The organism is Rhizobium sp. NZLR1b (assembly GCF_019685155.1).
Classification (GTDB): domain Bacteria; phylum Pseudomonadota; class Alphaproteobacteria; order Rhizobiales; family Rhizobiaceae; genus Rhizobium.
Window position 1 is genome coordinate 1 of record NZ_JABDWC010000022.1, and the last position, 23,788, is coordinate 23,788.

24 protein-coding genes and 1 tRNA gene are annotated in these 23,788 nt (G+C 59.2%); 14 read left to right on the plus strand and 11 right to left on the minus strand.

The window, feature by feature from the left end:
* The first annotated feature begins 116 nt into the window (after positions 1-116).
* Positions 117-551, plus strand: coding sequence for an Hsp20 family protein (locus tag HJB84_RS25435; RefSeq protein ID WP_311045002.1), 435 nt, complete (start codon positions 117-119; stop codon positions 549-551).
* Between the two features lie 129 nt (positions 552-680).
* Here HJB84_RS25435 and HJB84_RS34165 read toward each other — a convergent pair whose 3' ends face one another.
* The 6 genes from HJB84_RS34165 to HJB84_RS25465 all read right to left on the minus strand — a co-directional run bounded on the left by HJB84_RS34165 (position 681) and on the right by HJB84_RS25465 (position 5,947).
* Positions 681-995 (minus strand): hypothetical protein, encoded by a 315-nt coding sequence (locus HJB84_RS34165; protein WP_221117230.1) that lies wholly within the window; start codon positions 993-995, stop codon positions 681-683.
* Between the two features lie 248 nt (positions 996-1,243).
* Positions 1,244-1,322: transfer RNA gene (locus HJB84_RS25445), tRNA-Met, on the minus strand.
* A 391-nt stretch (positions 1,323-1,713) separates the two neighbouring features.
* The gene (locus HJB84_RS25450; RefSeq protein WP_221117231.1) at positions 1,714-2,013 is read right to left on the minus strand and encodes a hypothetical protein; all 300 of its coding nucleotides are present in this window, start codon (positions 2,011-2,013) and stop codon (positions 1,714-1,716) included.
* A complete protein-coding gene (locus HJB84_RS25455; RefSeq protein WP_221117232.1) occupies positions 2,010-3,806 on the minus strand; it encodes an AAA family ATPase in 1,797 nt (598 codons plus the stop codon). Before HJB84_RS25455 ends, HJB84_RS25450 begins: the two co-directional genes overlap by 4 nt.
* 91 nt (positions 3,807-3,897) lie before the next feature.
* A complete protein-coding gene (locus HJB84_RS25460; protein WP_259671167.1) occupies positions 3,898-4,512 on the minus strand; it encodes a hypothetical protein in 615 nt (204 codons plus the stop codon).
* A 1,246-nt stretch (positions 4,513-5,758) separates the two neighbouring features.
* Positions 5,759-5,947 (minus strand): hypothetical protein, encoded by a 189-nt coding sequence (locus HJB84_RS25465; protein ID WP_221117233.1) that lies wholly within the window; start codon positions 5,945-5,947, stop codon positions 5,759-5,761.
* 100 nt (positions 5,948-6,047) lie between these two features.
* On the opposite strand from HJB84_RS25465, the gene HJB84_RS25470 reads away from it, so the two are divergent.
* The 4 genes from HJB84_RS25470 (at position 6,048) to HJB84_RS34170 (ending at position 8,480) form a co-directional block, all read left to right on the plus strand.
* On the plus strand, positions 6,048-6,632 hold the full coding sequence (locus tag HJB84_RS25470; RefSeq protein ID WP_221117234.1) for a type II toxin-antitoxin system VapC family toxin: 585 nt from the start codon (positions 6,048-6,050) through the stop codon (positions 6,630-6,632).
* 1,057 nt (positions 6,633-7,689) lie between these two features.
* Positions 7,690-7,884: a hypothetical protein gene (locus HJB84_RS25475; RefSeq protein WP_221117235.1), complete on the plus strand. Its 195-nt coding sequence runs from the start codon at positions 7,690-7,692 to the stop codon at positions 7,882-7,884.
* Between the two features lie 115 nt (positions 7,885-7,999).
* Entirely contained in the window at positions 8,000-8,353 is a 354-nt protein-coding gene (locus HJB84_RS25480) for a hypothetical protein (RefSeq protein ID WP_221117236.1), read from the plus strand.
* Positions 8,286-8,480 carry a transposase gene (locus tag HJB84_RS34170; protein ID WP_405049245.1) on the plus strand — a complete coding sequence of 65 codons (195 nt, stop codon included), beginning with the start codon at positions 8,286-8,288 and terminating at the stop codon, positions 8,478-8,480. Before HJB84_RS25480 ends, HJB84_RS34170 begins: the two co-directional genes overlap by 68 nt.
* Positions 8,481-8,687: 207 nt before the next feature.
* Here the strand turns inward: HJB84_RS34170 and HJB84_RS25490 are convergent, their stop codons facing one another.
* The gene (locus HJB84_RS25490; protein ID WP_221117238.1) at positions 8,688-9,149 is read right to left on the minus strand and encodes a GNAT family N-acetyltransferase; all 462 of its coding nucleotides are present in this window, start codon (positions 9,147-9,149) and stop codon (positions 8,688-8,690) included.
* Between the two features lie 618 nt (positions 9,150-9,767).
* Between HJB84_RS25490 and HJB84_RS25495 the strand changes: the two genes are divergently transcribed.
* On the plus strand, positions 9,768-12,020 hold the full coding sequence (locus HJB84_RS25495; RefSeq protein ID WP_221117239.1) for a DNA cytosine methyltransferase: 2,253 nt from the start codon (positions 9,768-9,770) through the stop codon (positions 12,018-12,020).
* On the opposite strand, the gene HJB84_RS25500 is transcribed toward HJB84_RS25495, so the two are convergent.
* Positions 12,017-12,706 carry a hypothetical protein gene (locus tag HJB84_RS25500; RefSeq protein WP_221117240.1) on the minus strand — a complete coding sequence of 230 codons (690 nt, stop codon included), beginning with the start codon at positions 12,704-12,706 and terminating at the stop codon, positions 12,017-12,019. The two genes, HJB84_RS25495 and HJB84_RS25500, sit on opposite strands and share 4 nt — an antisense overlap.
* A 642-nt stretch (positions 12,707-13,348) precedes the next feature.
* Here HJB84_RS25500 and HJB84_RS25505 point away from each other — a divergent pair.
* From HJB84_RS25505 to HJB84_RS25535, 7 genes are all read left to right on the plus strand, one after another.
* The gene (locus tag HJB84_RS25505) at positions 13,349-13,819 is read left to right on the plus strand and encodes a hypothetical protein (RefSeq protein ID WP_221117241.1); all 471 of its coding nucleotides are present in this window, start codon (positions 13,349-13,351) and stop codon (positions 13,817-13,819) included.
* A gap of 24 nt (positions 13,820-13,843) precedes the next feature.
* A complete protein-coding gene (locus HJB84_RS25510; RefSeq protein ID WP_221117242.1) occupies positions 13,844-14,293 on the plus strand; it encodes a hypothetical protein in 450 nt (149 codons plus the stop codon).
* Positions 14,294-14,383: 90 nt separating this feature from the next.
* Positions 14,384-14,767, plus strand: a complete 384-nt coding sequence (locus HJB84_RS25515) for a hypothetical protein (protein WP_221117243.1) — start codon at positions 14,384-14,386, stop codon at positions 14,765-14,767.
* 96 nt (positions 14,768-14,863) lie between these two features.
* On the plus strand, positions 14,864-15,634 hold the full coding sequence (locus tag HJB84_RS25520; protein ID WP_221117244.1) for a hypothetical protein: 771 nt from the start codon (positions 14,864-14,866) through the stop codon (positions 15,632-15,634).
* 13 nt (positions 15,635-15,647) lie between these two features.
* Entirely contained in the window at positions 15,648-17,933 is a 2,286-nt protein-coding gene (locus HJB84_RS25525; protein ID WP_221117245.1) for an integrase, read from the plus strand.
* A gap of 45 nt (positions 17,934-17,978) precedes the next feature.
* Positions 17,979-19,073 carry a TniB family NTP-binding protein gene (locus tag HJB84_RS25530; RefSeq protein WP_221117246.1) on the plus strand — a complete coding sequence of 365 codons (1,095 nt, stop codon included), beginning with the start codon at positions 17,979-17,981 and terminating at the stop codon, positions 19,071-19,073.
* A gap of 2 nt (positions 19,074-19,075) precedes the next feature.
* Positions 19,076-20,875: a TniQ family protein gene (locus HJB84_RS25535; protein WP_221117247.1), complete on the plus strand. Its 1,800-nt coding sequence runs from the start codon at positions 19,076-19,078 to the stop codon at positions 20,873-20,875.
* A gap of 20 nt (positions 20,876-20,895) precedes the next feature.
* Here HJB84_RS25535 and HJB84_RS25540 read toward each other — a convergent pair whose 3' ends face one another.
* A complete protein-coding gene (locus HJB84_RS25540) occupies positions 20,896-21,093 on the minus strand; it encodes a hypothetical protein (protein ID WP_221117248.1) in 198 nt (65 codons plus the stop codon).
* Positions 21,094-21,597: 504 nt separating this feature from the next.
* Here HJB84_RS25540 and HJB84_RS25545 point away from each other — a divergent pair.
* Complete coding sequence (locus HJB84_RS25545) at positions 21,598-22,533, plus strand: MBL fold metallo-hydrolase (RefSeq protein ID WP_207584141.1); 936 nt, start codon at positions 21,598-21,600, stop codon at positions 22,531-22,533.
* Between the two features lie 209 nt (positions 22,534-22,742).
* On the opposite strand, the gene HJB84_RS25550 is transcribed toward HJB84_RS25545, so the two are convergent.
* The gene (locus tag HJB84_RS25550) at positions 22,743-23,111 is read right to left on the minus strand and encodes a response regulator transcription factor (RefSeq protein WP_207584140.1); all 369 of its coding nucleotides are present in this window, start codon (positions 23,109-23,111) and stop codon (positions 22,743-22,745) included.
* A 58-nt stretch (positions 23,112-23,169) separates the two neighbouring features.
* Positions 23,170-23,781, minus strand: a complete 612-nt coding sequence (locus HJB84_RS25555; protein WP_207584139.1) for a response regulator transcription factor — start codon at positions 23,779-23,781, stop codon at positions 23,170-23,172.
* Positions 23,782-23,788: the final 7 nt, after the last annotated feature.

Consider the following 23,788-nt stretch of genomic DNA (forward strand, 5'->3'; position numbering starts at 1 on the left):
CGCCAGCCTCCTGCTCACGCAGCACACCGATGATCTGCTCTTCTGTAAATCTCTGCTTCTTCATTCGTCCGTCCTTCGTAAGGCCGGACTCTAATCAATTCTGGAAGAAATTCGCAGTGGCAGGTCACCGGGTCTTCAATCTTCTCGAAAACGCCCAGCGCGCCCGCTCCATCAGCGACTGGCCGCCCTACGACATCGTCAAGACCGGCGATGACAGCTACCGGATCTCGATCGTGGTCGCAGGTTTCGCGCAGGACGATCTCGACATCACATTCCAGTCCAACCTTTTGACTGTGACCGGCAGGAAGCAGGAGGCTCCGACGGATGGCTACTTGCATCGCGGTATCGCCGGCCAGCCGTTCGAGCAACGGTTCGAGCTGGCCGACCATCTCCGGGTGAACGGCGCGGATCTGAAGAACGGCCTGCTGTCGGTCGATCTCGTTCGCGAAATTCCCGATGCGCTGAAGCCGCGGAAGATCGACATCCAGAGCGAGCACGTACTCGCATCGCCGGCTGCTCCGGCGCAGATCGAAGCGCAGAAGGCCGCCTAGTCAGATTCTTGAAGGAGGGCGCCGCGGCAGCCGGCGCCCGTCGGCGTTCCGGATCGGGAAGGAGGAGATGGGCGATGGGCAAAGAAAAGCCCCGCCATTTCTGACGGGGCTGATCGAAGCCGAAACAGCTTAGCGGATGTAAAGCTGGAAGACAGACCGCGGATAGTAGTACCCGTCGCTGTGACGACGATAGCCCTTGCGGTAGTCCCGATATCCGCGATGACCGTGCCAATAGCCGCGACGGTCGCGCCTGTGTTCATAGCGGTCCCGGTCATGACGATATTCACGGCGGCGGTCGTCGCGGTGGTACTGCGCAAGTTCGACGCTCGATGTGGCTTGAAGATGCTGAGCCACGAGGGGGGCGGCTGTGGCCATGCCAAAGCTCGATGCTGTCATAACAACTGCAACTACAGCAGTTCCGATGCGAGAGATAATTCTATTCATGGTTACGCCTTTCCACTTGTAATGTGCGCGACCATGCCCCCGCAGGTATGAACCGGATATGAATTTGCAGCGATCCACAATGAGTTGGGCATCAATTCGTTGGTGCCGCCTTCTTCCTCCGCCCGCGTTGATCCCGTGTCTCTAAACACCCACGACGGCAAGGGTAACCGCTCTCCCGAGCTTCTGGCACGACACCGGCACCCTTCGAAGGCGGGTCACTGGTCCTGAAGAGGCGCCCGGCCTCAGATTGGTTGCGGAGCCAGGATTTGAACCTGCGGCCTTCAGAGGTTATGGGCCTGACGAGCTACCGGGCTGCTCTACTCCACGTGATGCTATGCCGCCCTGTTTCCTCGACGCTTCCGATTGGCCTTCTCGATACGCTTGATCAGCGCTGCGAGTTCCGGGCTTTCGGGCTTTCCCGAAGCAGGAAACCATATGCATGGGCTCCAAATCGCCGGTAACCGTACGTTAGTGACCGGCGATTACCTACTGGACTACTCTTACGATGGTCAGCAGATCGAAGTTACATCGATCCGGCACGGACGCATGGTCGTCCAAACACCCGGTCCTCTTCCAGACCGCGCCATTCCTCTGGTGTATGAAGTTGGAGATCGACCGGCCTGCCGAACGTCCCCTTCATCCGCTCGACGGCCTCGCCAAGATCGAAGGCGTTCAGCCTTGTCTGCCCGCCCGTCGTTCGATGGGAATGTTGAGAGCCCTAGTTATGACCCTTCACCCCGGCGTCGCGCATCACGTCTCGGAGTGTCGGTGCAGGATCCAACACGATCTCGACCAGATCGTCGAGTGCGATCAGGCAGACAAATCCGTTCTCGCCTTCGATGACCGCCGGCGTTCCCTTCGATACGTTCGTCGTCACGATAAACAGGCGATGGCGAGCCTCCCGCAACTTGAGTGGAATGCCGGACGCTTCCAGGATCGTCTGCTCCACGCGCGCCCTCCCCTCGGGGGGCGGACGACCCTTGAAGGTGCGCACTACGAGTTTCCAGGTCGAGTTCATACGTTGTCCCTCCTCCCGTTCGTGTGCTCGCCCTTCATCAGTTCGGCGACTTCGTCGCCATCAAGCAGACCTTTCCTCTCCAGACGCTCGGCAATCGCTTCGACGACATGCACATGCCCCAGGATAATCGCCTCCGCGCGCTGGAGCTGCTCTGCAAGGATATCGGCCACCTCCTTGGCGACCTCGCCATTGCGCCTTCGGAGTAGCTCACGATCCGCAGCGGTCGTCGTATGAACGTGGCGCAGCGTGCCACCCATGCCGAACTCAGCCACCATCAGAGTTGCAACGTCCGCGGCTTGAGCAATATCGCTCTCAAGGCCGGCTCCAGCGCCATCCGTCACCGAGCCAACGACGACCTTTTCGGCGGCGGCGCCCGCAAGACGAAGACAGATCTCGTCGAGGTACGATCCTTTCGACCTGACGATCTTCGCTCGTGATTGAAAGAGAGCTCCTCCGGCAATCGCTTGGGTTTTGCGAACCTCCCCGACGATCGCGACCGCCTGGAGCACGCCGAAGCCTAGTTTGACTCCCACGACCGCATGACCGGCCTCATGGACGCTCACACATCTCCGCTCTTCCCCAACTAGAGGAAGCGCCGGAGGTAGACATGACAGGACCAGCGCGGCGTCGAGCGTAATCTTCCCCACCCTGGCCCGCCTTCGGGCGTCCTTGGCAAGCCCGGCGATATCGTCTCCAGTCATGCCCTCGGTGGCCACGGCAACCTTTTCGATGTCGGGCACGGGCAAGGCTCCGCCCAGATAGGTGCTTGCGATGGCGACCCGATCCTCGACGCCGGGAAGACCGATGCGAATATGTCGTCCCAGCCGGCCCGGCCGGAGAAAGGCCGCGTCGATCGAGCCGACGTTGTTTGTCGCTGCTACAACGACGACGCCCTCACGCCTTACGCTTCCGTCGAGCGCTTCAAGGAGTCCGTTCACCACTTGGGTGGAATAGGAGGCATGATCATTTGAGAAACTTGCCCGATCTCCGATACTGTCGAACTCGTCAATGAACAGCAGCGAGGGAGCCTTTTCCATCGCCGCTCTGAACGAAGTCCTCATTGCTCGGAGCAGGTCGCCGAGGTGGCCGGCCGATTGCCATTGTGCGACGGAAGTGGCAATGAAGGCGAGGCCGCAGGAGCGCGCCAACGCCGCCGCGTACAGCGTCTTGCCGGTCCCCGGTGGTCCGCTCAGAAGCAGCCCTGTGCCGATATCGGCCCATGCAATTTCTCGCCGGCGCCAACTCCGGATATCCTCGGCAAGCTCCAGACCCCACGTCTTGGCGTCTCCATATCCGCCAAGGTCCTCGAGAAGAGGCCCGGACCGATCCATCGCAACGTTTGATGACTGCACCCTGCTGACGATCTGCGCAAAGCTTCGTCCCGGTCTCATCGCGGCAAACATCAGATCCTGAGGCAGGCGCAGCAGCTCATCCGCCTCGTCTCGGGTCAGTGTCAACGCCAGCACTTCCTGTGCTGCGGCCCGAAGGTCCTCGCTGGCGACGGGCCGGACATCCACGATCAGGTCGGCAGTAGCGGTGATCTTCGGGGGAACCGGAGCGTCCGCTTCTACAAGGACGACACCGCCCTGGGCGAGATCCGCGAGGACGTCTTCAAAGTCAAGCATACCTTTACGATCACGTCGAGGCGCGAGTACCCTTACTCTCTCATTTTCGGCAGTGCCAAGCATGTGGATGTTAGCGGCGGCGAGGTACTCGTCGTCGTTTGCACCCCACGGGAGACGGAGAAGGAAGACTGGTTGAATGACCTCCGCGACGACCGGCAGATCGCGCAAGGCGGCATGAATCCCGCGAGCGTAAGCGATGCGCTCAATGGTTGGCTCAAAACGGCCCCGAGGCCTGCTTGCAGATGCCATCGCCGTCACCTCAACGCTGATATCTGCGAACGAGCATCTCTGGACCGATCATGCACTCGTCGAGATCCAGTTCGATCAGACGATGCAGGGCCATCCACGCAATCGCCGTCATCGGCGCGACTTCTCGGAAGATGCCGAGGCACTCGCTGACCTGAAGAGAACCGGCGTCGTCCAGCGCCGCAAGCATTCGGACGCGGTCGTTCAGCGGGGTCCGCCAGCGGGCGTAGCGAAGGAGATCGCGTGCGTTGAGGAGCCGGAAGCCGTCCTCGATCCGATCACGCAACTCGAACCGATGCCGCAGACCTGCGATCGCGGCCGCCTCGGTGATGTCGGGACTGCCCTCTTCGTCCACGGCGTCGAGGTAGACGCTCGTGCCGTCGTCGTAGTCCACGAGGAAGTCGAAGACGTGCGGACCGATGTCGGCGTCGACCTGACGTGGAAGACACAGCCACCCGACGACGGTGCGGTCGACGTCGAGAAGGCAGCCGAGATCCCTTGCGAGCTGCGACCGGAACATCGGCGTGCCGGAGCATCGTACCGTGGCGCCTGGATAGAACTGCTTGGTGGAAGCTTCAGCATAGGCGGCGTACAACGCCGGAGGCATTTCGAAATGAGAGTAGCTCATCACACCGTCCCGAATACGAAAAACTGTGCCGGTCCGCCCGGAGGCGGCAGGAAGTTAACGTATTCGCGATATTCGGCGGAGCTGGATCATAGTGAACAAAATATGAACAAAATTTAGGAAGTCAACCGGAATTTTCGAGTCGTTATCGAACTCGCTGCTCGAAGCGCATCCACTCGAGTGCACGTAGGCCGGTCCGTCCAGTCTATGCGTTTTCGGGCTCTTTGATTCAGCACTCTGGGGACGCCGTTCGTTCGAGGACGTCTTGCGAGCTTACTCGATAGCGTTAGAATCCAGAGTGCGGGACGTCCGGCACATCCTGATCTCTCAGCAGATCATGGTAGGCCAGGACGTATGATCCAAATGCCTCCTCTTCACTGAACCACCCTTCGATCGACCGTCTCGCGGCCCGCCCAAGCTCTTTCTCGCGAAGCGATCGAGACCGGAGAATTCCCCCAACGTCTCGACGACAGTCTCGGCGCTCACTTCATCGCCGAGGAGGCCGGATTCACGATGGCGCACTAGGTCGGGAATGCCTCCCGCCCGGCACGATGAGGCCATGCTCTCCTGCACGACGAGGGAAGTCCCTCTTCGCTCGAGAACAGGCAGATCGCATCTGCGGGCAAGCCTGCCCACAAATGTATAACGTGTCCCGACAGCCCGACGGGAGCAGCCAGTCGCCGTGCGTTCTCGATGGCCGCCCACTCGAGGTCGCCGATGCAGGCGACGGCAATGTAGCGGACGTCACGAGCCGTGCCTGTCCATAGCACCGTGACCATCGCGCTGATCGTCACCACGACGTCCGATTGTCGGGACACAAATCGCTGCAGGAAGCTACGGCGCTTATTTCGCAGCCACGACCGTCGTCTGCTTGCCGATGCTTCGCCGCGCCCTGGCAGGCGGACGATTTAGAGCTCGCAGCATTGAAAGCCTCTCACGCGGCATCCATCACGTAGGCGGTCCTCGACGAGCTGGAGAACCCAGGTTGACAAGATCCCCTCGAAGTTTCGTGGAACTTGCTACCCAACCTGGAAAGATGTGCTGGCGGTCGCGTCGGCTCAGGAGGCCCTCTCGTTGGGCTGACGCTGACTCGCGGCGATGTCTGGCCATCGCAAGAACTGGCCGAGCATCGCCTTCGCCACCGCGAAGAATGCGGACTCGTCACCATCGTCAAACGAACGCACATCTCATCTCATATCGAAAAAAGGATCGGGGTGGTTAACGAATCCTTACAGAAAAGGGGCCGAATCTAGCCCTTCGGCCGACGCTTGAGAAGGAATTTGGCGGCGTCCTCCTTCGTCTTATCGTCGTAGACCTTCAGCACATATGTGCCGGTATCGTCGTGGATCTGCTGCGGACCAATGGTTCTGGCCTGCTCCAAAAGCCGCACAAAATTACTTCTGGCATCCTTAGCCGTCCAAACTCCTCGAGATTCCATCAAAGCCTCCAGGACTCAGTTGGGGTAAACGTTTAGCAGGACCTGACGCCGTAGCCTACACCCGTTTCGCGACTGATCCATCTGAAGGCGGTCAGCCCCCATGGCGCAGCTACTGATAGATACGAACGTCATAAGCAACGCATATCTTCCCGATCCGCCGGAGTGGATCAGGACTTGGCTGTCGTCCCTGCCCCCAGGATCTTTGGCGGTTCCCTGGGTCGTGGTCTATGAAACCGAATATGGGATACGACAGGTGCAGAGGGAAAACCCCTTGCGCGCCTTGAGTTTGCTCGACTGGTTCGAACAATTTCTTGATCAACGACTGACGATGCCGGAGATGACCGTCGAGGCCGCTAGGCTGCTAGGCGCTATGGCAGCCTGCCGCCCGTTGAGGAACATGTTCGTAACTGCGAATTTTCAGCCCGATGGGGCGAAGATCAAGAAGGATCGAATTAAGATCGGCGCCGACGCGATGCTAGCTGCAATTGCCATCGCACACAGGCTGCCGATTGCGACCTTGAATATCAAGGATTTCGTTTACATCGATCGCTACTTTCCAATTCCCGGTCTCTACGACCCAAAACACGACGAATGGGTTATCGATCCACCGTTGGGCTGGGGAATGACCGACAATGCGAACGACGATCTATCGGACTGGGCTCCCGGCGCCCGATCGAGGTCCTAGGCCGTTGGCGGTGATGGGGAACGATAATAACTCAGATAAGCCATTCCAAGGCGCGATCATCGAGGAGATTGTCGAGGGCTAGCTTTCGCTCAGAACGGGAGCTGGCGTTAGCCGGTCAGGAAGGTTGGGCCTACCGGAGTACATTCCACGCATGAAGTTCCCGCACCGGTTGGCGCCCAGCTTGCCTAGTAGCCTCGCGGCAGAGGGTCACTCGAATTTGCACCGCCCCCGCAATATGCGATCCGGGCTTCGATTTCAGGAATGTATTCGCCTGCGGAATTGTCATGGCATTTAGAAATCATGTCGTTGGCCTCTAGTCCAGACCACAGGAACAACACTGCAAATACGGCCAATGCCAGACCAGCAATGGCGCCTAAGATTTTAACGTTCCGCACTGCCGCATCTCCGAGATGCATGAGACAATATCGCCTCGCGCCCTACACGACAAGGCGGCCGGTAAATGGACGCTGGCGTTAGTCGATCGAGGGCATGCCGCCGTTTCTCCTATTTGCCTTGTGTAAACGGTACCAGTACATTCCGCGCATGAAGTTCCGCAATGGCGGAGCGCTGAAGGGTGGAGCTTGACTTCGATGAACAACCATCCCCCTTCTGACGGTGTCGTATTCGCCATAATACTGTTGTCGGTGGTTGTTGTGTTTCTGGTTATTGCGGAAATAAGAGAGCTTATTTTTTACAAGAAGAACAAATGGAATTTCAGTACCGACAGCAACATTGGCTTGAAGATGTATAATGGCGACTCCACCTCTGACAAAGACCTCACTTCGAATAGAACAAGGGTTTGCTACGGAACTCCGTTCATGATTTTAGGGTTTTCAGTACTTTTGTTTTCGTGTGTCGCGATCCGTTTGTCGATGTAGATGTGTGCAGCGAACTCGTGCTGACGCCGGGAGACGCCACCAGTTTTTGTCCGCGACTGGATGGAGAAGAAGACCTATCCGCCGGTGCCCGAACTCGACGAGGTGGAGGCGTGAATGGAAGTGCCTAAAGCGCGCTATTATTGATGGCGCCCGCTCGCCAATACGAATGGAGCAACGGTATGCCAACCCTCGCGCAGATGACTGGTTCGCTGCATATCCACAATTTCTATGTCGGAAAGTTGAAAGCTAAGCAGGAGCAACTTTTCGACAGCGACCCTGAATTGGCGATGCTTCTCGACAGCGTAGCTGCCGTTCTGTCCGAGCACGCCAAAGTGTTGGCTGACGACATCGCTGACCGGGAATGCGATGATTGATTGCGTGTGGCAGCGATCGAGCTATTCAGTCTCTCAGTAAGGACAGAGATGTCAACGGCGCGCGAATGGCCGGAAGAGCCTCGTCCTTCGCCGCAGCACGCCGGAAGGATATTCGATGATCAAGCCTGAACTCGCATTCGCCATCATATTTGCAGGCAACTTCGCAGCTCCGCTCTTGGCTTTTGTCGCCGGGCGTAGATGGCCACATCGCCGGAAGACCTTGCATTGTTTGGCGGTGATCTGGGTCGTTCTGTCAGTATACGTATGCGATAGAGTGACGTTTAAACCGGATATGACCACCGTCGATGATTCCTATGAGCCGGGCGAAATGCTTCAGTTTTTTGTTGTTGTTTCCGTCTTGTCGCAGCAGCTAGCAATTCTAACGACCTATCTAGCGTGGTATGCGTGCAGCGCATTTGTTAAGCGGCAGCGGGCATCTCGAAGAGAAGTGGGCCCTATCGTGCGATAAACATAATGGCTTTCCCATTCGCACTGGTTCCGACGACTACGCCTGCGTGGAATATCTGGCGATGAAGCGCTGGAAGGACGGCATTCGATGCCCTCGTTGCGGCGGGGAGCCCCGCCTGGCGACTTGAGGCTCGTCCGTGGGTCTGTGAAGGCCACGGCGTGGCGCCCGATCCTAGTCGAGATAGAAGAAGGTCGTGTCACTCTCGTGAACGAGCGGCTCCTCCCAAGAACCTACAAGCCATCCCGGACGTTTGCGTTTTGAGACTGGCACAAACCCTAGCTGCTTGTCAGACTGGTAGTAAGCGGCAAGTTTCAGAAAGGCGGCGCTGGGAACGTTATCTCCATCCGGGTAAGCTTTTAGAATGACCAGGAGGCCATATCGCCCTAAAGCGTGCTGTGCCCCGCATGAGCCTCAAGCCTAGGCCGCGCCCACGTACATTTGGATCGACCCACATGCGATCAAGGTGCGCAATCGCACTGAATTCGTCGGAAAGAGATTTGACTTTCAGGGCCTTATGAATGAGGTGGGTATCGTCGACCAGCACGCGGAAGGCCTCCATCGCGTGCTGGCTTCGCATGTCGAACACATCGAAGTACCAGTCGTCGTCGTCCTCGGGAATGTAACCTGGCTGCGCAAGAAAACCTGTGAGAGTGGCGAGAAGCTTTCCAGGATCGTCTCGCGTGTCCTCGCAGTATCGCCGCAGGCCCACCGTCCATTCAAGGACGGTCGGTTCGTCGGGGCATTTACGGAACCGGGTATCGAACGCCATATAGCCGTTGTCGTCACCGTCGTCCATTGCAGTCCCCAACCACCATTTTCCATCGCGACCTTTTCGCATGGAGATGTCGGGACGATCAAGACTATCGAAGCTGATCGCCACAACAGACTTTGATCACACCGCAGCTTTAGAAGCTCAGGTCGTAGTACTCGCCTGCAATCTTCGAGCTTCGAGGTATTTTCATCAGCGGGCAGAAAAAGATGTCGCGCGGCTGCGCGATTATGTCAGACAGCAATTCCGGGGTGGTCCGTCGGAAAGGACTCACCTCCTTAGAGATCGGATCAAAGCTCGATCTTTTTCTGAAGATTAATTCACAACAACTTGCTGCAATTGAGTTACTTAGGCTCAACTCATGCAGAGATTGCTCCCGCGATCATTGAACAGCGAACCGACTTATGGAACTCAGGGCACCTGAGTAAAGCAGGAGCAGACGGCGCGCTGGGTGCGATGTGGCGCTTAAGGTTCGGGTGAACGTATTGAGCATGGCGCCCCGCAGGGCCTTCTGCTGGGGCGACAGCATGATCGTCATGCAACCCGATCACCCACCACAAAGTTGACCGTCTGTTTACCGTGCTAATTTGGTCTCCTTCAACCTTCAGGCGATATCGATGGCTGACATTGTTTGTGGAGACACCGATGACTGCCGAAAAGACCTCCGATGACCTTTTGCAAGAAACCGTTCTTCGCGAGGCGGTGGCTGCGCTCAGACAGATCAACAACGAGATCGCAGAACGATATATGGCTGCGGCCTCGGTGGTCGACGCGCTGTCGCGGCACAACCCGGATCACGTCGCCGCCTATCTTTCCAAGCACGCAGGGCTTGGGCCGGAGGACGTTGAATACTTTCAGAAGATCGCTTCGGGCCTGAGCGGACCGCTGCGCGAACGTTTCACGCTTCTAGGTGAAAGCCAGTTGTCGATCAAAGCCATAGAAGCTCTCGCGCTCGCCCCGGCCGCCGTGCAGCGTAAAGTGCTGAGAATTCTGGATGCCGGGCAGCTAGTACGGTCCGACGAGATCTCAAAGTTAGAAGACCAGCACCTCAAGGATTCGATGCCTGAATGGGCGCGGTGGGAGGAGGAGCGACGTGCGGCGCTCAAGTCCCTCGCCTCCCCGACGCTCGACATCAAAATCGCCAAGCTCGAATCCTATGCACGTTCAATTTCCGACAAGCTCCATCGATTCAAAAATTACTGGGATCACGAGGAATTCGAGCTGGAGGAGGGTTTATACGACCTATGCCATCGCGACCTCGTCGCCATTGCATCGGAAGCCCTTCCCGTGTTCGAGGATCTGTTTGGGGATCTGCAGTCACTCGAACGGTCGGGCGGCGAACATGCGCCGAATCTAGTCGGCGCGTACTCCGCCTTCCAGCAGGTCGCGGAAGGCTGCTTCGGATACAAAGGCGGACTGAAGCTTCACCAGGACATCGGGCTTGGCGAGATCGGTCTCGAGGACGCCGTCGATCTCCTGGTTCCTTACGATGGCGACGGGCGATCCTCCATATTTCAATCCACGGCACCTCTCCGAGTCCTGGAATTGTGCGCGGGAGCCGGAGGCCTGGCCCTCGGCCTTCAGTCGGCGGGCTTCCGTCACGTGGCGCTCTACGACAACCACAAGCCCTCTATCGAATCCTTGAAGCGTAATCAGCCCCATTGGCCGGCGCAGCTTGCGGATATCAACGAGATCCCAGACGAGGTCTTACTTCGATTCGAAGGAATCGACCTCCTCGCCGCGGGCTTGCCGTCGGGGCCGGGACAGGATGGCGAGAGAAAGCCCGACCTCCATCCACGCATGATGGATATTCTGCAGATCGTCCGACCACGGGCCTTCATCATCGAAAATGATGCTGGCGTCAGGAAGAGGCCAAGCGTCTCCGATGCCCGGACGGCAACCGCGGCCGCCTTGAGCTCGATGGGCTACGTGGTGACGGACTTCTCTCTCGATACCGCTGAATTCGGACTGCCGCACTCGACAGAACGCAGCTTCCTTGTCGGAATCGACGCCGAGATCTCACGCGTCTTCGAGCAGCCTCAGGTCATGACCAGGACCGTTGGACAGATGGAGAAGGCGATAGCGAAAGCTGCGACCGAGGATGAACTCGAGGAGGCTATGAAAATTAGACCGGGCTACAGGCGCGGCGTCGGGGCCGCTCTTGCGTCGGTCATCGCCGTTCACGCGACGCCGCGCCGGGTCGAGGGTCAATCCGATCAGCAGAAGACATACGACCGGTGGGCGAAGCATTGGAAGGGAGAGTACTTGACCGCGATGCTTCCGGACATTCCTGAAAAGACGGAGAAGCGATCGGCTGACGGCTGGTCGGCGTCGGGATTTCGCCACGCCGAGATCGTCGACGCCCCTCCATCGCTTGAGGAAGCCGACAACGAGAACTTCAAGCCCAAGCTTACCTACGGCGTGTTGGCCGCGGCGCAAGGATTTCCGGCACCTTGGCAGTTCCTTGCCGAGGGCAACGGAAAACTCCGTATGATCCAGGCTGCGCTGCCACCGATCATGTCAAAGATGGTAGGTCTCGCAGTGCGAGCGGTGATGACCGGCGAGTCCTTCGATCTGGACGAGGAAGTGAAAGCCACCGTCATCGAAGATTCAAAAGTCGGTCCCCAGCGTGAAGGATTCAGACAAGCGGTGGCGAGACGAAGGTCCCGGCTTCCCAGCAACGAAATCCATGCCCAGGCCGTGCGAGTGCTCGATGGCGAGGAGCTTCGAGCTGTCGAACCCAATCACAAGAAGCGAACCGCCGTGAAAGCGATGATGGCGCGGGTCCAGGATGAGCGTAACCGCGACGCCGAGGCGGAAAGGTTCCGTCAGGATTGGCACGATTCGCAGCACGACATTCGGGACGGCCATTCCTTTCCGGAAGGACTTCCCGCCTAGAGGCCAGGACGATCCTCCGGTGGCTTTCTAGCAAGATCGAGAGCGAGCCGGCGGACAGCGCGGATGTCCTCCTGCTCGATGGTCATGACCATCTCCCCGTCGATGAGCACCGTCGAGTGGGCGTCGCCTACCCGCATCGAAATTTCGACGCTGCGTCCCTGGGCGTCCAGGAACGTGAGGGTCTCTGTCGGCGATCCGTCGTCGCTCGAAATTTCCTGGTCGACCCTGACGTCGGGAAACGGTCGGGCGACCATCGTGTAGGCGTTTGCGAAGCTGTGGCTCGCGATGCAATAAGGCGTAACGCCGCCGGTAGGCACCACCCCGTTGGACTCGATGAGCCTGGACAGCCATCTGTACAAGTCCTTTCCCTTGCGCTTGATACTGTGTTGCTCCCGATCCTGGGATTCCCAGGCCTCCCAGCCGGTCTCTCCCAAACGTCTGCAGTGGAACTGATGCACTTTCACATGAGCATCGCTCCAGGACGCCTCGTGGTCGTCCTCCAGGTATTGGTCCCCGTCACCGAAAACGATTTCGACCGGCGAGAAGCAGGTTTCGCCTTGTTTCGGCAGGAAGGAAACGGTGGCAGAGCGTCTTGTAAATTGGACGGAGGCTTCAATCCCCATCTCGTCCAGCAACGGCCCGAGCTTCTCCCGGATCTCGGCGATTCTGTTGTCCACTATAAACATCTGTCACTCTCCTGAACGGTCGTAAAAGCATCGGCGACACGGTCGCAAGCAACAACGCCAGAATGATTCATAGAGTTGACAATGATATGGTTTTCGTGAAGTACAATTGTTGACAACGCTAGAACGTTCATGCCGCGCATCGCCTGCATGCGCGCGCGTATATTCCGACGCCGCAGAACTACGACGTCAACTGGTCGACGATGAAATAAATTTGTGGACATTTTACTTCGACGCCGGTACCTGAATCACATCCAAACGCCCGCAGCAGCAGGGGAAGTCGTGATGTACAGTGTTCGAATAGGGTTCCTCATAATAGCCTGACGATCAGGCCGGCGCCGACATCGAGCGTCCATGAACCCTTCGCCGTCGTTGCGCGAATTCACATTAGACGAAGCTAATCTCCAATTTTTGTTCCGCAAGACTGGCCGTAAATCGGGTTCAGAAACGCTTGGCAGGATCTTCTATACGGTTCGGGAACGCCGGAGATAGCCATGAACCATGACGGAACGACGAACACGATCGTAAGCGCGGCGATCTCCGGCGCCACCCGAACGACCAACCTCTAACCGAACAAACGCCGAAAGCTCCCGCCGCGTCGTGAACGCGGGTGGCGAAGCTTTGCCCCAACGAGAGGATGCAGAAATGGTACACTTCGATGGCGAGCCGCTGATTGGAATTCTTACGGGCGGCCGTGTTGCGTCCGCCCCCCTCGAAACGAGTGAATGGACCATCGACCAGTTCGACGACGCCGAGACGCTCGACGTCTGCGAGCTGATCGAGGTCGCGGAGGCGGCGGTATTCGGACGCCGCCAGGATGTCGCCCTCTTCGACGCGGCGCCCAGCGTGGACGCGATGCAGGAGATTTTTCGTGAAGCCGTGCTGGAGTGCGCCGACGCCGGCGTCTTTCGCTGCGTGAGCGCCTCCCATCGCTTCTTCCGTCGGTACTGGTTCGAGGCCGCCCGCCACGAGGGGCTGAAAATCGCCTGCCCGTCTCACCGGGTCTTCGAGCGCGCCGTGGAATTGGAACTGCAGCACCGCGCGAATTCCACTGGGGACGATTGCCCTCAGGCGTCGTACCGGCCCCACCCGATCCACCCTAGCTTCGGTCACTGAAAGTATTCGGGAAGGAGAATACCAATGGCTCAGATCCACGACTTGCGCCCGATCGCCGTCGGCGATCCCGTCATCAAACCTCGCGCGGAAGAGATCCGTCGCCGCATCGCCAACGCGTGTCTTCGCCTCGAACGTCGCAACGTCGATGCAAAGCACGCAACGACGATGGAACTCTTCCAACGGGCTGTGTCCGAATGCGTTGATGGAAACAAGCGCCAATCGGTGCGCGATTGCTACCGCCAGCTTCAGTGGACCGTCTTGAAACAGGGAGTCGGCACCGCCCACCTGCCCTCTGAAAGCACGTTTCGCCGTTGTGCGAAACGCGAGCTTTGCCGGCGTTCTGGCATTTCGTCGCCGAAAGCACGCACGGCGCAGATCAAGGAGATCGAGGCAGTTCTGCTCGAAGTGTTGCTCAACGCCTTCGAGGTGATGCCGGACCGTTCGGTCCGCCTCCGCACCAATCGCCAGCCGTGATCGGCTAGCCAAATCCAACCCAACATCTCCTCTGCAGCGTCCGGCCAGCACCGGCGACAGGAGAACTGCGCCCCTTGAAAGGAGCGAACTATGAAACCCGGTCTCAACACACCGGCCATCAAGGCCGTCATTGCAGAACTGAGCCGCGATGCCCGCCCGGCGTCGAACCGGCTGACTCTCCGCGCCAGCGTCGCCGGGCGCAGCCTTCCCTACCCTGTGTCAGGACATGCCTATCGACATCAGATTCTTCCCAGCGTTTGGGAGGACCTGGCCGAGCGCGAGAGTGAACGTGTCCGCAAAATGGGCCGGGCGTTGCTGCAGCTCGACTGGGTGTCGCACCGAGTCGCCACGGTGGAGATCGGACCGCCCCTGCCGGAGGACGTCCTCGCGAAGTCGAATTTTGCCCACACCCATCCAAAAGCCCGGCGGGCATCGGCCGAGTCGGCTGAGATCCGCCCGACGTCGCCTAGGTAGCCGTCCCCTCGAACTCTCGGTTCCGCGTCCGCCGCCGCATCCCCATGCCGGCGACCGGCGGAGCCATGTCTGCAGCGCGCAAAACAGGAGATCCCTATGCGCCACGAGCATTTCATCAAGCAGCACATGCTGAACATCCGCGACGGCATCAAGGTTAGCTTCCAGGTTCCGACCGAAACGACCTACCACAGGCCTACCATCGCACCGTCCTACACGCCGGTCCTTCCTTCTCGCGGCAACCGCAAGCCCTCCGAAAAGTCGCCGTTCAACTGGCGCGGCAACCAGCCGAGCCTGGACGGAGACCATACGATGCACTTCGAAAGCGGCGTCGAGCTCAAGGCTGGCCGCATCTTCCGCGCGGATCGCAAGTACGTCGAGGTCCGCGAGCAGTGGCCGACGCTGCCCTGGAGCGACAAGGACGGCAAGAAACACACGCACACGTTCGACTACTTCCTTCTCGATGACCTGGGCATTCGCACGCTCGTGGCTGCGAAGCCGAAGGAGATTGTCTTCGAGAAAGGCCTCGTCGACACGATGCGGCGCATCCGCCGCGCAGGCATCTCGCACGTGGCGGACAAGATCAGCATCGTCACCGAAGCTTTCGCGACCACGTCTGCGAATGCGAACGCCGAATGGATGCTGCTCGCAATCCGCAATCGCAACGACGTCGAATACGCGGCCGCTCGTGAATTCGTTGCGGGTCTGACGGGCGCGATGCGTCTTTGGGACATGCTCGTCGCCTCCCCTGAAATCGTCATCGCCCACCGCCGCCTGGCGATCTGGCACCTGATCTACGACGGCGCTCTCGCCCCCATCGTTCCCGGCCGCATCACCGACCGCTCCTTCCTGATCAACACTGGCAACTGAGAGAGGTATTGCCATGAACCAGCAGCTCGTATCCCCGCTCAACTTTTCCCGGCGCGCATCGATCCCGATCTATCATTTCGGTCCGCACGACCGCATCACGATCGAGGCCGACCGCAGCACCCTCGACTTGACGGTGCACAAGCAGACGACCGAAGGCACGGTGTTTAGGGACGCCGAAGGCCGCCATCACCCGTTCTCGCATGAGCAGATCTATCTGCTCCGCGTGGAACACAAGCTGAAGGTCGACCGCGACTACCACAGCGAGGAAAAGTCTGATCTTGCGGTGAAGTACGGCAACCTCAAGATCACCGACTTCGGGGCGGGCAAGGTTACCAAGGCCCTCTGGCTCGAGGAGATGATCAAGGAGTACATCCGCTTCGAGGCCGCAGGCAAGAAGCACCCTGTGCTCAAGGCTGAGGACTTCAAGGGACGCAAAGTCAGCCTCGGCGTGAAGTGCCTGAAGTTCCTCCTTCCGATTCTCAAGCGCATCGTTTCCGAACGCTGGTCCAGTGCCAACGGCGGCGCCGAGATCTCGTACAAGCTTCCGGGTCCCCGCCACTTCAAGCGCCTGCACGACATGTATGTCGACGGCGGCTACGATCCGCTCGCACTCGTCAGCCTGAAAAAGGGTCCGAAGTCCCGTTCGCTTTTCCATGAAGACGACGTCGCATTGTGGCTCGAGTACGCCCGAGAGTACGCGGATGACTCCCGCCCCTCCATGCGTTCCTGCTTCTTCCGCCTGAAGGCGGAGGTGGAACTGCGCAACAAGGAGATCGGCATCTCTGGCCTCCGCCGTTATCATATGCCTTCTCGGAAGTGTTTTGAACGCCTGATCAAAAGCATGGGCGTCTACTACCTGATGGCTAAGCGCTACGATGAAGACCACGCTCGTAAGAAGTTCGCGATCGTTCACGGCGGCGTCTCGGTCGAGCGTCCCGGCCAGATCGTGGAAATGGACGAATGGAAGGTGAACCTTCAGGTCCTTCTCGTGCACTTCCGCATCTGGGAACTGCTCTCCGTCAAGGAGAAGGAGGCGGTCAAGCGCGCCCGCGTATGGCTGACGGTCGCAATCGATCGTGCGACCAAGTGCATCCTCGCGATGCACTTCAGCCGCCGTGATCCGTCCCACCGCTCCTCGCTTGCCGCCCTGGAGATGGTCGTCACCGACAAGACGGTGATGTCGGCAATGGTCGGCGCGGGCGACGCCTGGGAATATGCGCTGGTTCCGGAGACCCTTTGCACCGACGCCGGGCCGGCATTCGTCCATGAGAAGTTCCGCGCGGCGGTGGCTGCTCTCCGCTGCACGCACGCGTTCCCGCCGGCCGGTGACGCGGCCGCCCGCGGCACGATCGAGTCGTTCTTCCATACCTGCGAGCTGCGCTTCATGGATTACTTCAAGGGGCGCACCTTCTCGAACATCCTCGAGAAGGGCAACTACGACTCCCAGGGTTACGCCGTGTTGAACATCGACGAGTTCAATCGTCTGTTCATCCGCGCGATCGTTGACGTCTACCACAACACCCCGCACTCCGGCCTCGGCTTCGAGACGCCGGCAAACGCCTGGTATCGCTTGTCCCGCAATACTGCCGTGATGCAGCCGATCGACGAGAAGTCTCGTCGCGATATCTTCGGCGCAGAGCTCGTTCGCGCAGTATCGGACAAGGGCCTTGCCGTTGCCGGCATCCACTACGACCACCCCGATATCCAGCGCGCACGTTACGAGCAGCAGGCGCTGCCTTATTCTCCGGCGCCTCGCTTGCAGGTCCGCACCAGCCGTCTCGACATCAGCAAGATTTCGTTCAAGCGCGGCAACGAATGGATCGCAGCAAACGCGACGATCGGCATCCCCGCCGGCACAACGCTCTTCGAATGGGTAGCGGCCAAGAAGGACCTTGCCGAAAAACATGGCGCCAACGCTGATGCCAAGCTGTCCGTGATGCTCGCAGGAATTCGCGATCTCCGCGCGGCTGGCAAGACGGCCGCGTCCTTGGCCGGTCTCGGTCTCGATGTGCTTCTGACCAAGGATTATGCGCAGATCGAGCGCGAATACTTCAAGCAGGCGGTCGAGGACGATCTTCAGGGTCGCGTCGTCGGACTTGGCGAGGTTCAGATTCCTGCGAACCCGCTGTCGAGCAGCTTGAACGCCTTCGATCACCTGATCGAGCAGGACAACAACGATGAAGACGACGCCGCGGAACCGGTGAACGTCGTCGTCGAGGACTCCTCCGGCTCCGCATTCACCGTCGTCGATCCGACCTCGGGCGACGAAGACGGCCTCTTCTTCGATGACGAAGACTAAGGGGCACACACCACGACCACCAGCAACTCCAACGAGGGCACTTCGATGACCACTTCTTCTCTGCACGACGACTACTTCACCGAGGCCGCGAAGGCTATTTACGACAGCTTCGATCCGGACCGCCAGGCCCGCGTCGAAACCCTCGGGCGCATGCACACCCGCTATGTCGGCACTCCCCGCGACTCGCTCCTGGACGAACTTTTCGACAGCATCGTAGAAAACGTGGCGGCCGCCTTGTTCGGCAAGGCCGCCAAGCGTCGTGCGATCTTCGTGGTTGGCGAAAGCGGCTCCGGCAAGACCACCGCGGTTGAGCGCCATATCGCAAAGCGTCCGCAGTTTGCACCCCGCGTAGCCTCCGATGGCAAGGAGGTCCGCCCGCTCGTAGCCTTTGAGGCGCCGAAGCCGCTGACCTTGAAAGGACTCGCCCGTGCCGGCCTGGCGGCCCTCAATTTCGACGTGGCCTACAAGCAGGTCACCGAACAGGAGATCTTCAATCTGTGGAAGGAGCAGTTGAAGGAACAGCAGGTTCTCTTTCTGTGGATTGACGAAATGCAGCATGTCCTTCGCGGCAACACGACCAAGGAAATTCAGAACGTCGCCGACGTCTTGAAGAGCCTCGTGCAGATCAACGGCTGGCCCCTCCACCTTATTCTAAGCGGCGTTCCGGCGCTCGCGCAGTTCGTCCATATCGCCGGTGACGCCGACGGCCAGCTCAAGGGCCGCAGCAACTTGGTCGAGCTCCGCGCTCTGAACTACCCGGATGACTTGAAGCTTGTCCGCAAGGTTCTCCTCAAGATCGTCATCGATCACGCCAAGCTCGAGGCGTCGCCCGACTTGGCAAGCGATGACTTCGTGCATCAGGTAATGCACGCTTCGAGCGGCGGTCTCGGGCTGATCATCCAGCTCATTCGTGCCGCGTGCGAGCACGCCCTCCGTCGCAAGTCGCCCTCGGTCGAGAAGAGCGATTTCGAGTTTGCGTACGGCCTCAGCGGCTGCCGCGAATCTCAGAACATCTTCAAGGCCACGGCCTGGAAGAGCATCGATCCGAATAATGCGCTCGGTGAGACGCTTGCCCGAGTGTTCATGCTCGAGGCCCAAAAGGCAGAAGCCATGAAAGCTGCCAAGAAGGAGGTGAAGTAGTCATGGTCAACCGCTTCCCGATCAAACCCTCGGAAACGCTGCTCGGCTTCGCGGCGCGCTATGCTCGCGAACGCAATATGCGCCTGCCCAAGTTCATGCGTCTGACCGGCATCAAGATCTGGCACCATGGAAGCTTCGGGGCGGCTGTCGCTCACCTTGCTGCCATGACCGGCAATACCGCCGAAGAACTCGCATACCATGCGTTGCGCGTGGAGGACGGGTCGCGCCACAAGCTTCGTGCTGAGCTGATCAGCCGTCGCGACGTCCGCCGCGAAGCCGCTCGCTACTGCCCGCACTGTGTCGTCGAGGATCACACGGGCGGCGGGCGACGCCCGTTCACCAATGTCTATTGCCGCGCTTCATGGATGCACGCCCGCGTTTCCGTCTGTCCCACCCACGAAGTCGGCTTGGTATCGATCTCGCAGAAGTATGCAGGCTACGCAGAGGAGGACTTCACCAGTGCGCTCATGGACAATTGGGATGAGGTCCTTGCGGCGGCAGAAATCAACATACCGGTAGAGGTGACCGGCTTCGACCGGTATTTCTGCGACCGCCTCAACGGCGCATCGGTCTGCCACGAGGTTCTGGACGAGCTCCCGTATGACGGCGCGTTACAGCTTTGCGACGTCTTGGGCTCCATGATCATCATCGGCGACCGAAAGACGCTCTCCAAGTATTCAACCGAGGAACTCCGGGCCGTGGCGAAAGCGGGCTTCGGTCTGCTTTCAGAGGGATATCTCGGTCTTCGAGATTTCCTTGAAAAACTCGACGAGCGCCATCAGGGCGCCGACGATAAATCGGTGGGAAGCAAGCTCTACGGCGAGCTCTACGATTTCCTGCACGAAAACGCGGAGCCGCCGGGGTTCGGGACCCTCGTCAACTTCGTTCGCGACCATGCCTTTAGCGTCCATCCGCTGGGTCCGGAGAACAACTTCCTCGGCCATGGTGGGGTTCGCAAGTTCCACAGCGTGCGTAGTGCCTTCACCACGTACGGAATCCATCCTGCCACAATGCGCAAGCTTCTAAACGCCGCAGGTCTGCTCAATGGTGACGCGACGTCGGTTCGTGACATCAAGGTCTCGATCGAGGTTGAAACGATGGAAGGCGTCATCGCGAACTGGAAGGACAGCGTGCCGATGGCATTCGTTCGCGAACGTCTCGATGCCTCTCCTCAGGTCGTCCGACAGCTCGTCAATGCGGGCATCATTTCCGCGGCGACCGAGAAGTCGGATCACGACTTGAAAAATCTGTTCTCGCGCGCAGAGATCGAAGGTCTGGTTGCGCGCCTCGACAGTTTGGCGACAACGGGTGACGCACCGGGAATGGTGCCTCTGAAAAACTGCGTTCCGTTCATGTCGTTCGTCAACCAGCTTCATGGAATTCTGGAGGGAAAGATTCCTTTCAGCATTTCGAAGCCTGACGGCAAGTCGACAACGCTCGAGCATCTCCTCGTGGACGTCGATGCCGTCAAGGCAGTCGCCGGTGTCGGCACTCCTGCGGGTTACGTAGCCACGAATTTCTTGACGACGCGCCTGGTGGCCTTGGCGGACACCGTTATTCGCCTTGCGAGCGCTGGCGTGTTCGAGACCATCCAGTACCGAAGCGGCAACGGCCTCACGGTAACCGCGTACTCGGAGGAGTCCGTCAGGGCGTTCCTGAAGGACCACATCACCTTCCGGAAGCTGGCCCGCGGAAAAGAGCACTACGCGAAAACCGAGAAGCGCGTCTCCGGCGTCACGCCTGTCTATGATTTCGGCGGGTTCGAGCGAATCTATCGCAAAGCTGACATTTTTCGCCAGTGATGCCGCAAGGACTCGCCGCATCAGGCCGCGGCCGTCGCCTCCTCCAAGTTTGCTTTCGCCGCTTCAATTTCGTCCAACTGCCATTTGAGGAGGCAGAACAATTTATCATGAGTCGGCGGAACGCCGACGGCGTCCAGCGCCCATTTCCGTTCCATGAATTTGAAGAAAATCTCATCCTCGCGGCGCTGCAGCTCAGTGGCATCAAGCTTCTCAAACATTCAAAGGTCCTTTCCGTTGTGAAGCTTATGGTCGTTCGCAAAGTGAAGCGGCGTCAACTCGTTATTTTGCCGCCGAGCTAGCCGCCACTCGGACACTCCACCACCTGAGCATCATATCGAAATCTCCCACAAACCCGCCTCGGCGGGTTTTTTTACGGCCATGTGGCAGCTCGCCTGTGGTCTGACATTTTTAACGGGACAAGAAGCAGCTCTTTTGCGATGGGGCCGAAAAATAATCCTTCCGATTCAATGCCCGCCGATGGCAAAAATGACATTTGTGGCGAGCCCATTCAGCAGGCTTGCCGCATTCGTTGATCTAATCGACCGCGCGCTCATCAGCACGCCGCCGGCAGTAAAAAGCGAGGCCTGCACCTATGCCGTGGTATAGCTCGCCCTGTCCCTCGGCCCCACTCGCCCTTATTCCTCGACCCAATCGATCGCAAACACGCCTCCATGTAGCGTCGTCGGTGCCGTGTCTAAGGCGGCGGTCAGAAGGAGACGAACATGAACCTTGAGACAAAGATGAGCCTGGAAAACACCGCACACTCTGGCAGACCTCGGCCCGACGAGTTGGTTCCGTCGCGCTACGCGGTGCGGATCGGCGAGATTGAGGTGCTGGTGGTCAGCGATGGAGTGTTACCGCTGCCAACTGCGATGCTGGGACACAACGCCGATCCGGCCGCCCGAGCGGCCTGGCTGAAAGACATGTTCCTGCCGCCGGACGCTTTCGACTGGGCGCTGAACGTGGTCGTGGTGCGCAGCGGCGACCAGACCATCCTCCTCGACGCCGGGCTGGGGGTCGACCCGGACTTGCACTTGCCGCGGGCCGGGCAGCTGATCAAGCGACTGGAGGCCGCCGGCATCGATCTCGCGTCGGTGACCGACGTGGTGCTGACCCACATGCACATGGACCACATTGGCGGGCTACTCGTCGACGGGGTGAAGGACCAGCTGCGCCCCGACCTGCGGATCCACGTGGCGGCGGCCGAGGTCAAGTTCTGGGAGGCGCCCGATTTCTCCCGGGTCTCCATGCCGGCGGGGTTCCCGGACGCGCTTCGGGCGGCCGCAAAGCGGTTCGCGAAAGAGTACCGCAGCCATTTGCGGCTGTTCGATGAGGAGTACGAGGTGGCGCCGGGCGTGGTCGTTCATCGCACCGGCGGCCACACCCCCGGGCACAGCGTGGTCCGCCTGGCGTCCGGCAGCGAACGGCTGATGTTTGCCGGCGACGCCGTGTTCGCGGTCGGGTTTGAACACCCCGACTGGTACAACGGCTTCGAACACGACCCCGAGGAGGCGGCTCGCGTTCGGGTCCGTCTTTTGCGGGAACTGGCGGAGACCGGCGAGCAACTGGTGGCCACTCACCTGCCGTTCCCGTCCGTTGGCCGGGTGGCGGTCGACGGCGACGCCTTTCGTTGGGTGCCGGCCTTCTGGGACTACTGACCGGAATCGGGTTAGGCCCGCACTAAAGCGCGTCGCATCCGATTTGATTCGTGTGACGCGCGTTAGTCTGTTGTTTTTATGCATGTCGATATCCCCGGAACCGCTGCACCGTTCCGGAATAACGACATGCATTAATTAGACTGGATGTCGCGGTCGCGAAGAACGACGACAAAATCTCGGCTCAATCCCTCTGGATCTGTGGAAATTCTTTATTGCAGCAATGTCCGTATTGCTTCGCCGATGGCGTCACGTTCGATCGGTTTGACCATATATCCTGCGGCTCCTGCCTTGAAGCAGCGCGCTTCCAACTTCGGCTCATCGCCGCCTGTTATGATGATAGAAGGGATGTCTCGTCCTTCGGACCGCATCCTTCCTACAATGTCGATTCCGTTGAGGCCGGGCATATACATGTCGATTAGAGCGCAAGCAAACTTCGTATTTGGAAGTTCAGCAAGGAACGCTTCGCCGGACCCGAACTCGATCGGAGAATAGGCAAGCGAAGCTATCATTCGCCGCAGCGCGCGACGAACAACCTCATCGTCATCCACAATCGCGACCTTGGGTCCCGGCGTATCCATGACACCATATTACAGAAAGAATGCGGGCAGTGAATTGGCCTTGTGTCCAATGTTTGCGTTAATGATGGAGGGTTGCTCCAAGGCGCACGAGATCGGCAACATTACGGACGCCCATTTTCTCCATCATACGGCCGCGATGAACCTTGACGGTTTTTTCGACGGTGCCAAGTTCAGCCGCGATCTGCTTGTTCAGCCGGCCAGCAACAACCCACGCAAACACCTCCCGCTCGCGCCGTGTCAGTGTGGCGAAGCGGTGCTCAGCAATCCTTCGTTCTTGTCCGATCTGTCGTGCGGCCGCATCCCTTTCGATCGCTTGCGAGACAGCCGATAGCAGGCAGTTTGGTTCGACGGGCTTGGTCAGAAAGTCGACGGCCCCCGCTTTCATCGCGCGAACACTCGCGGGAATGTTGCCATTGCCTGTCAAAAAGATAATCGGCCGCTCTACGTGGTCTATCACCAGACTGTCCTGGAGCCCGAAGCCATCCAATCCCGGCAAGCCAAGATCGACAATCGCGCAACCAGGTTTGTCGGGGTCATGTTTTGCGAGAAAGTCCTCTGCGCACAGGTGCGTTTCGACGTTATGGCCAGCTATAGTGAGAAGTCGTTTCAGTGCTCTCAGTATTCCGACGTCGTCGTCCACGATATGAATGGTCGCAGATGAATTGCTCATCATATCC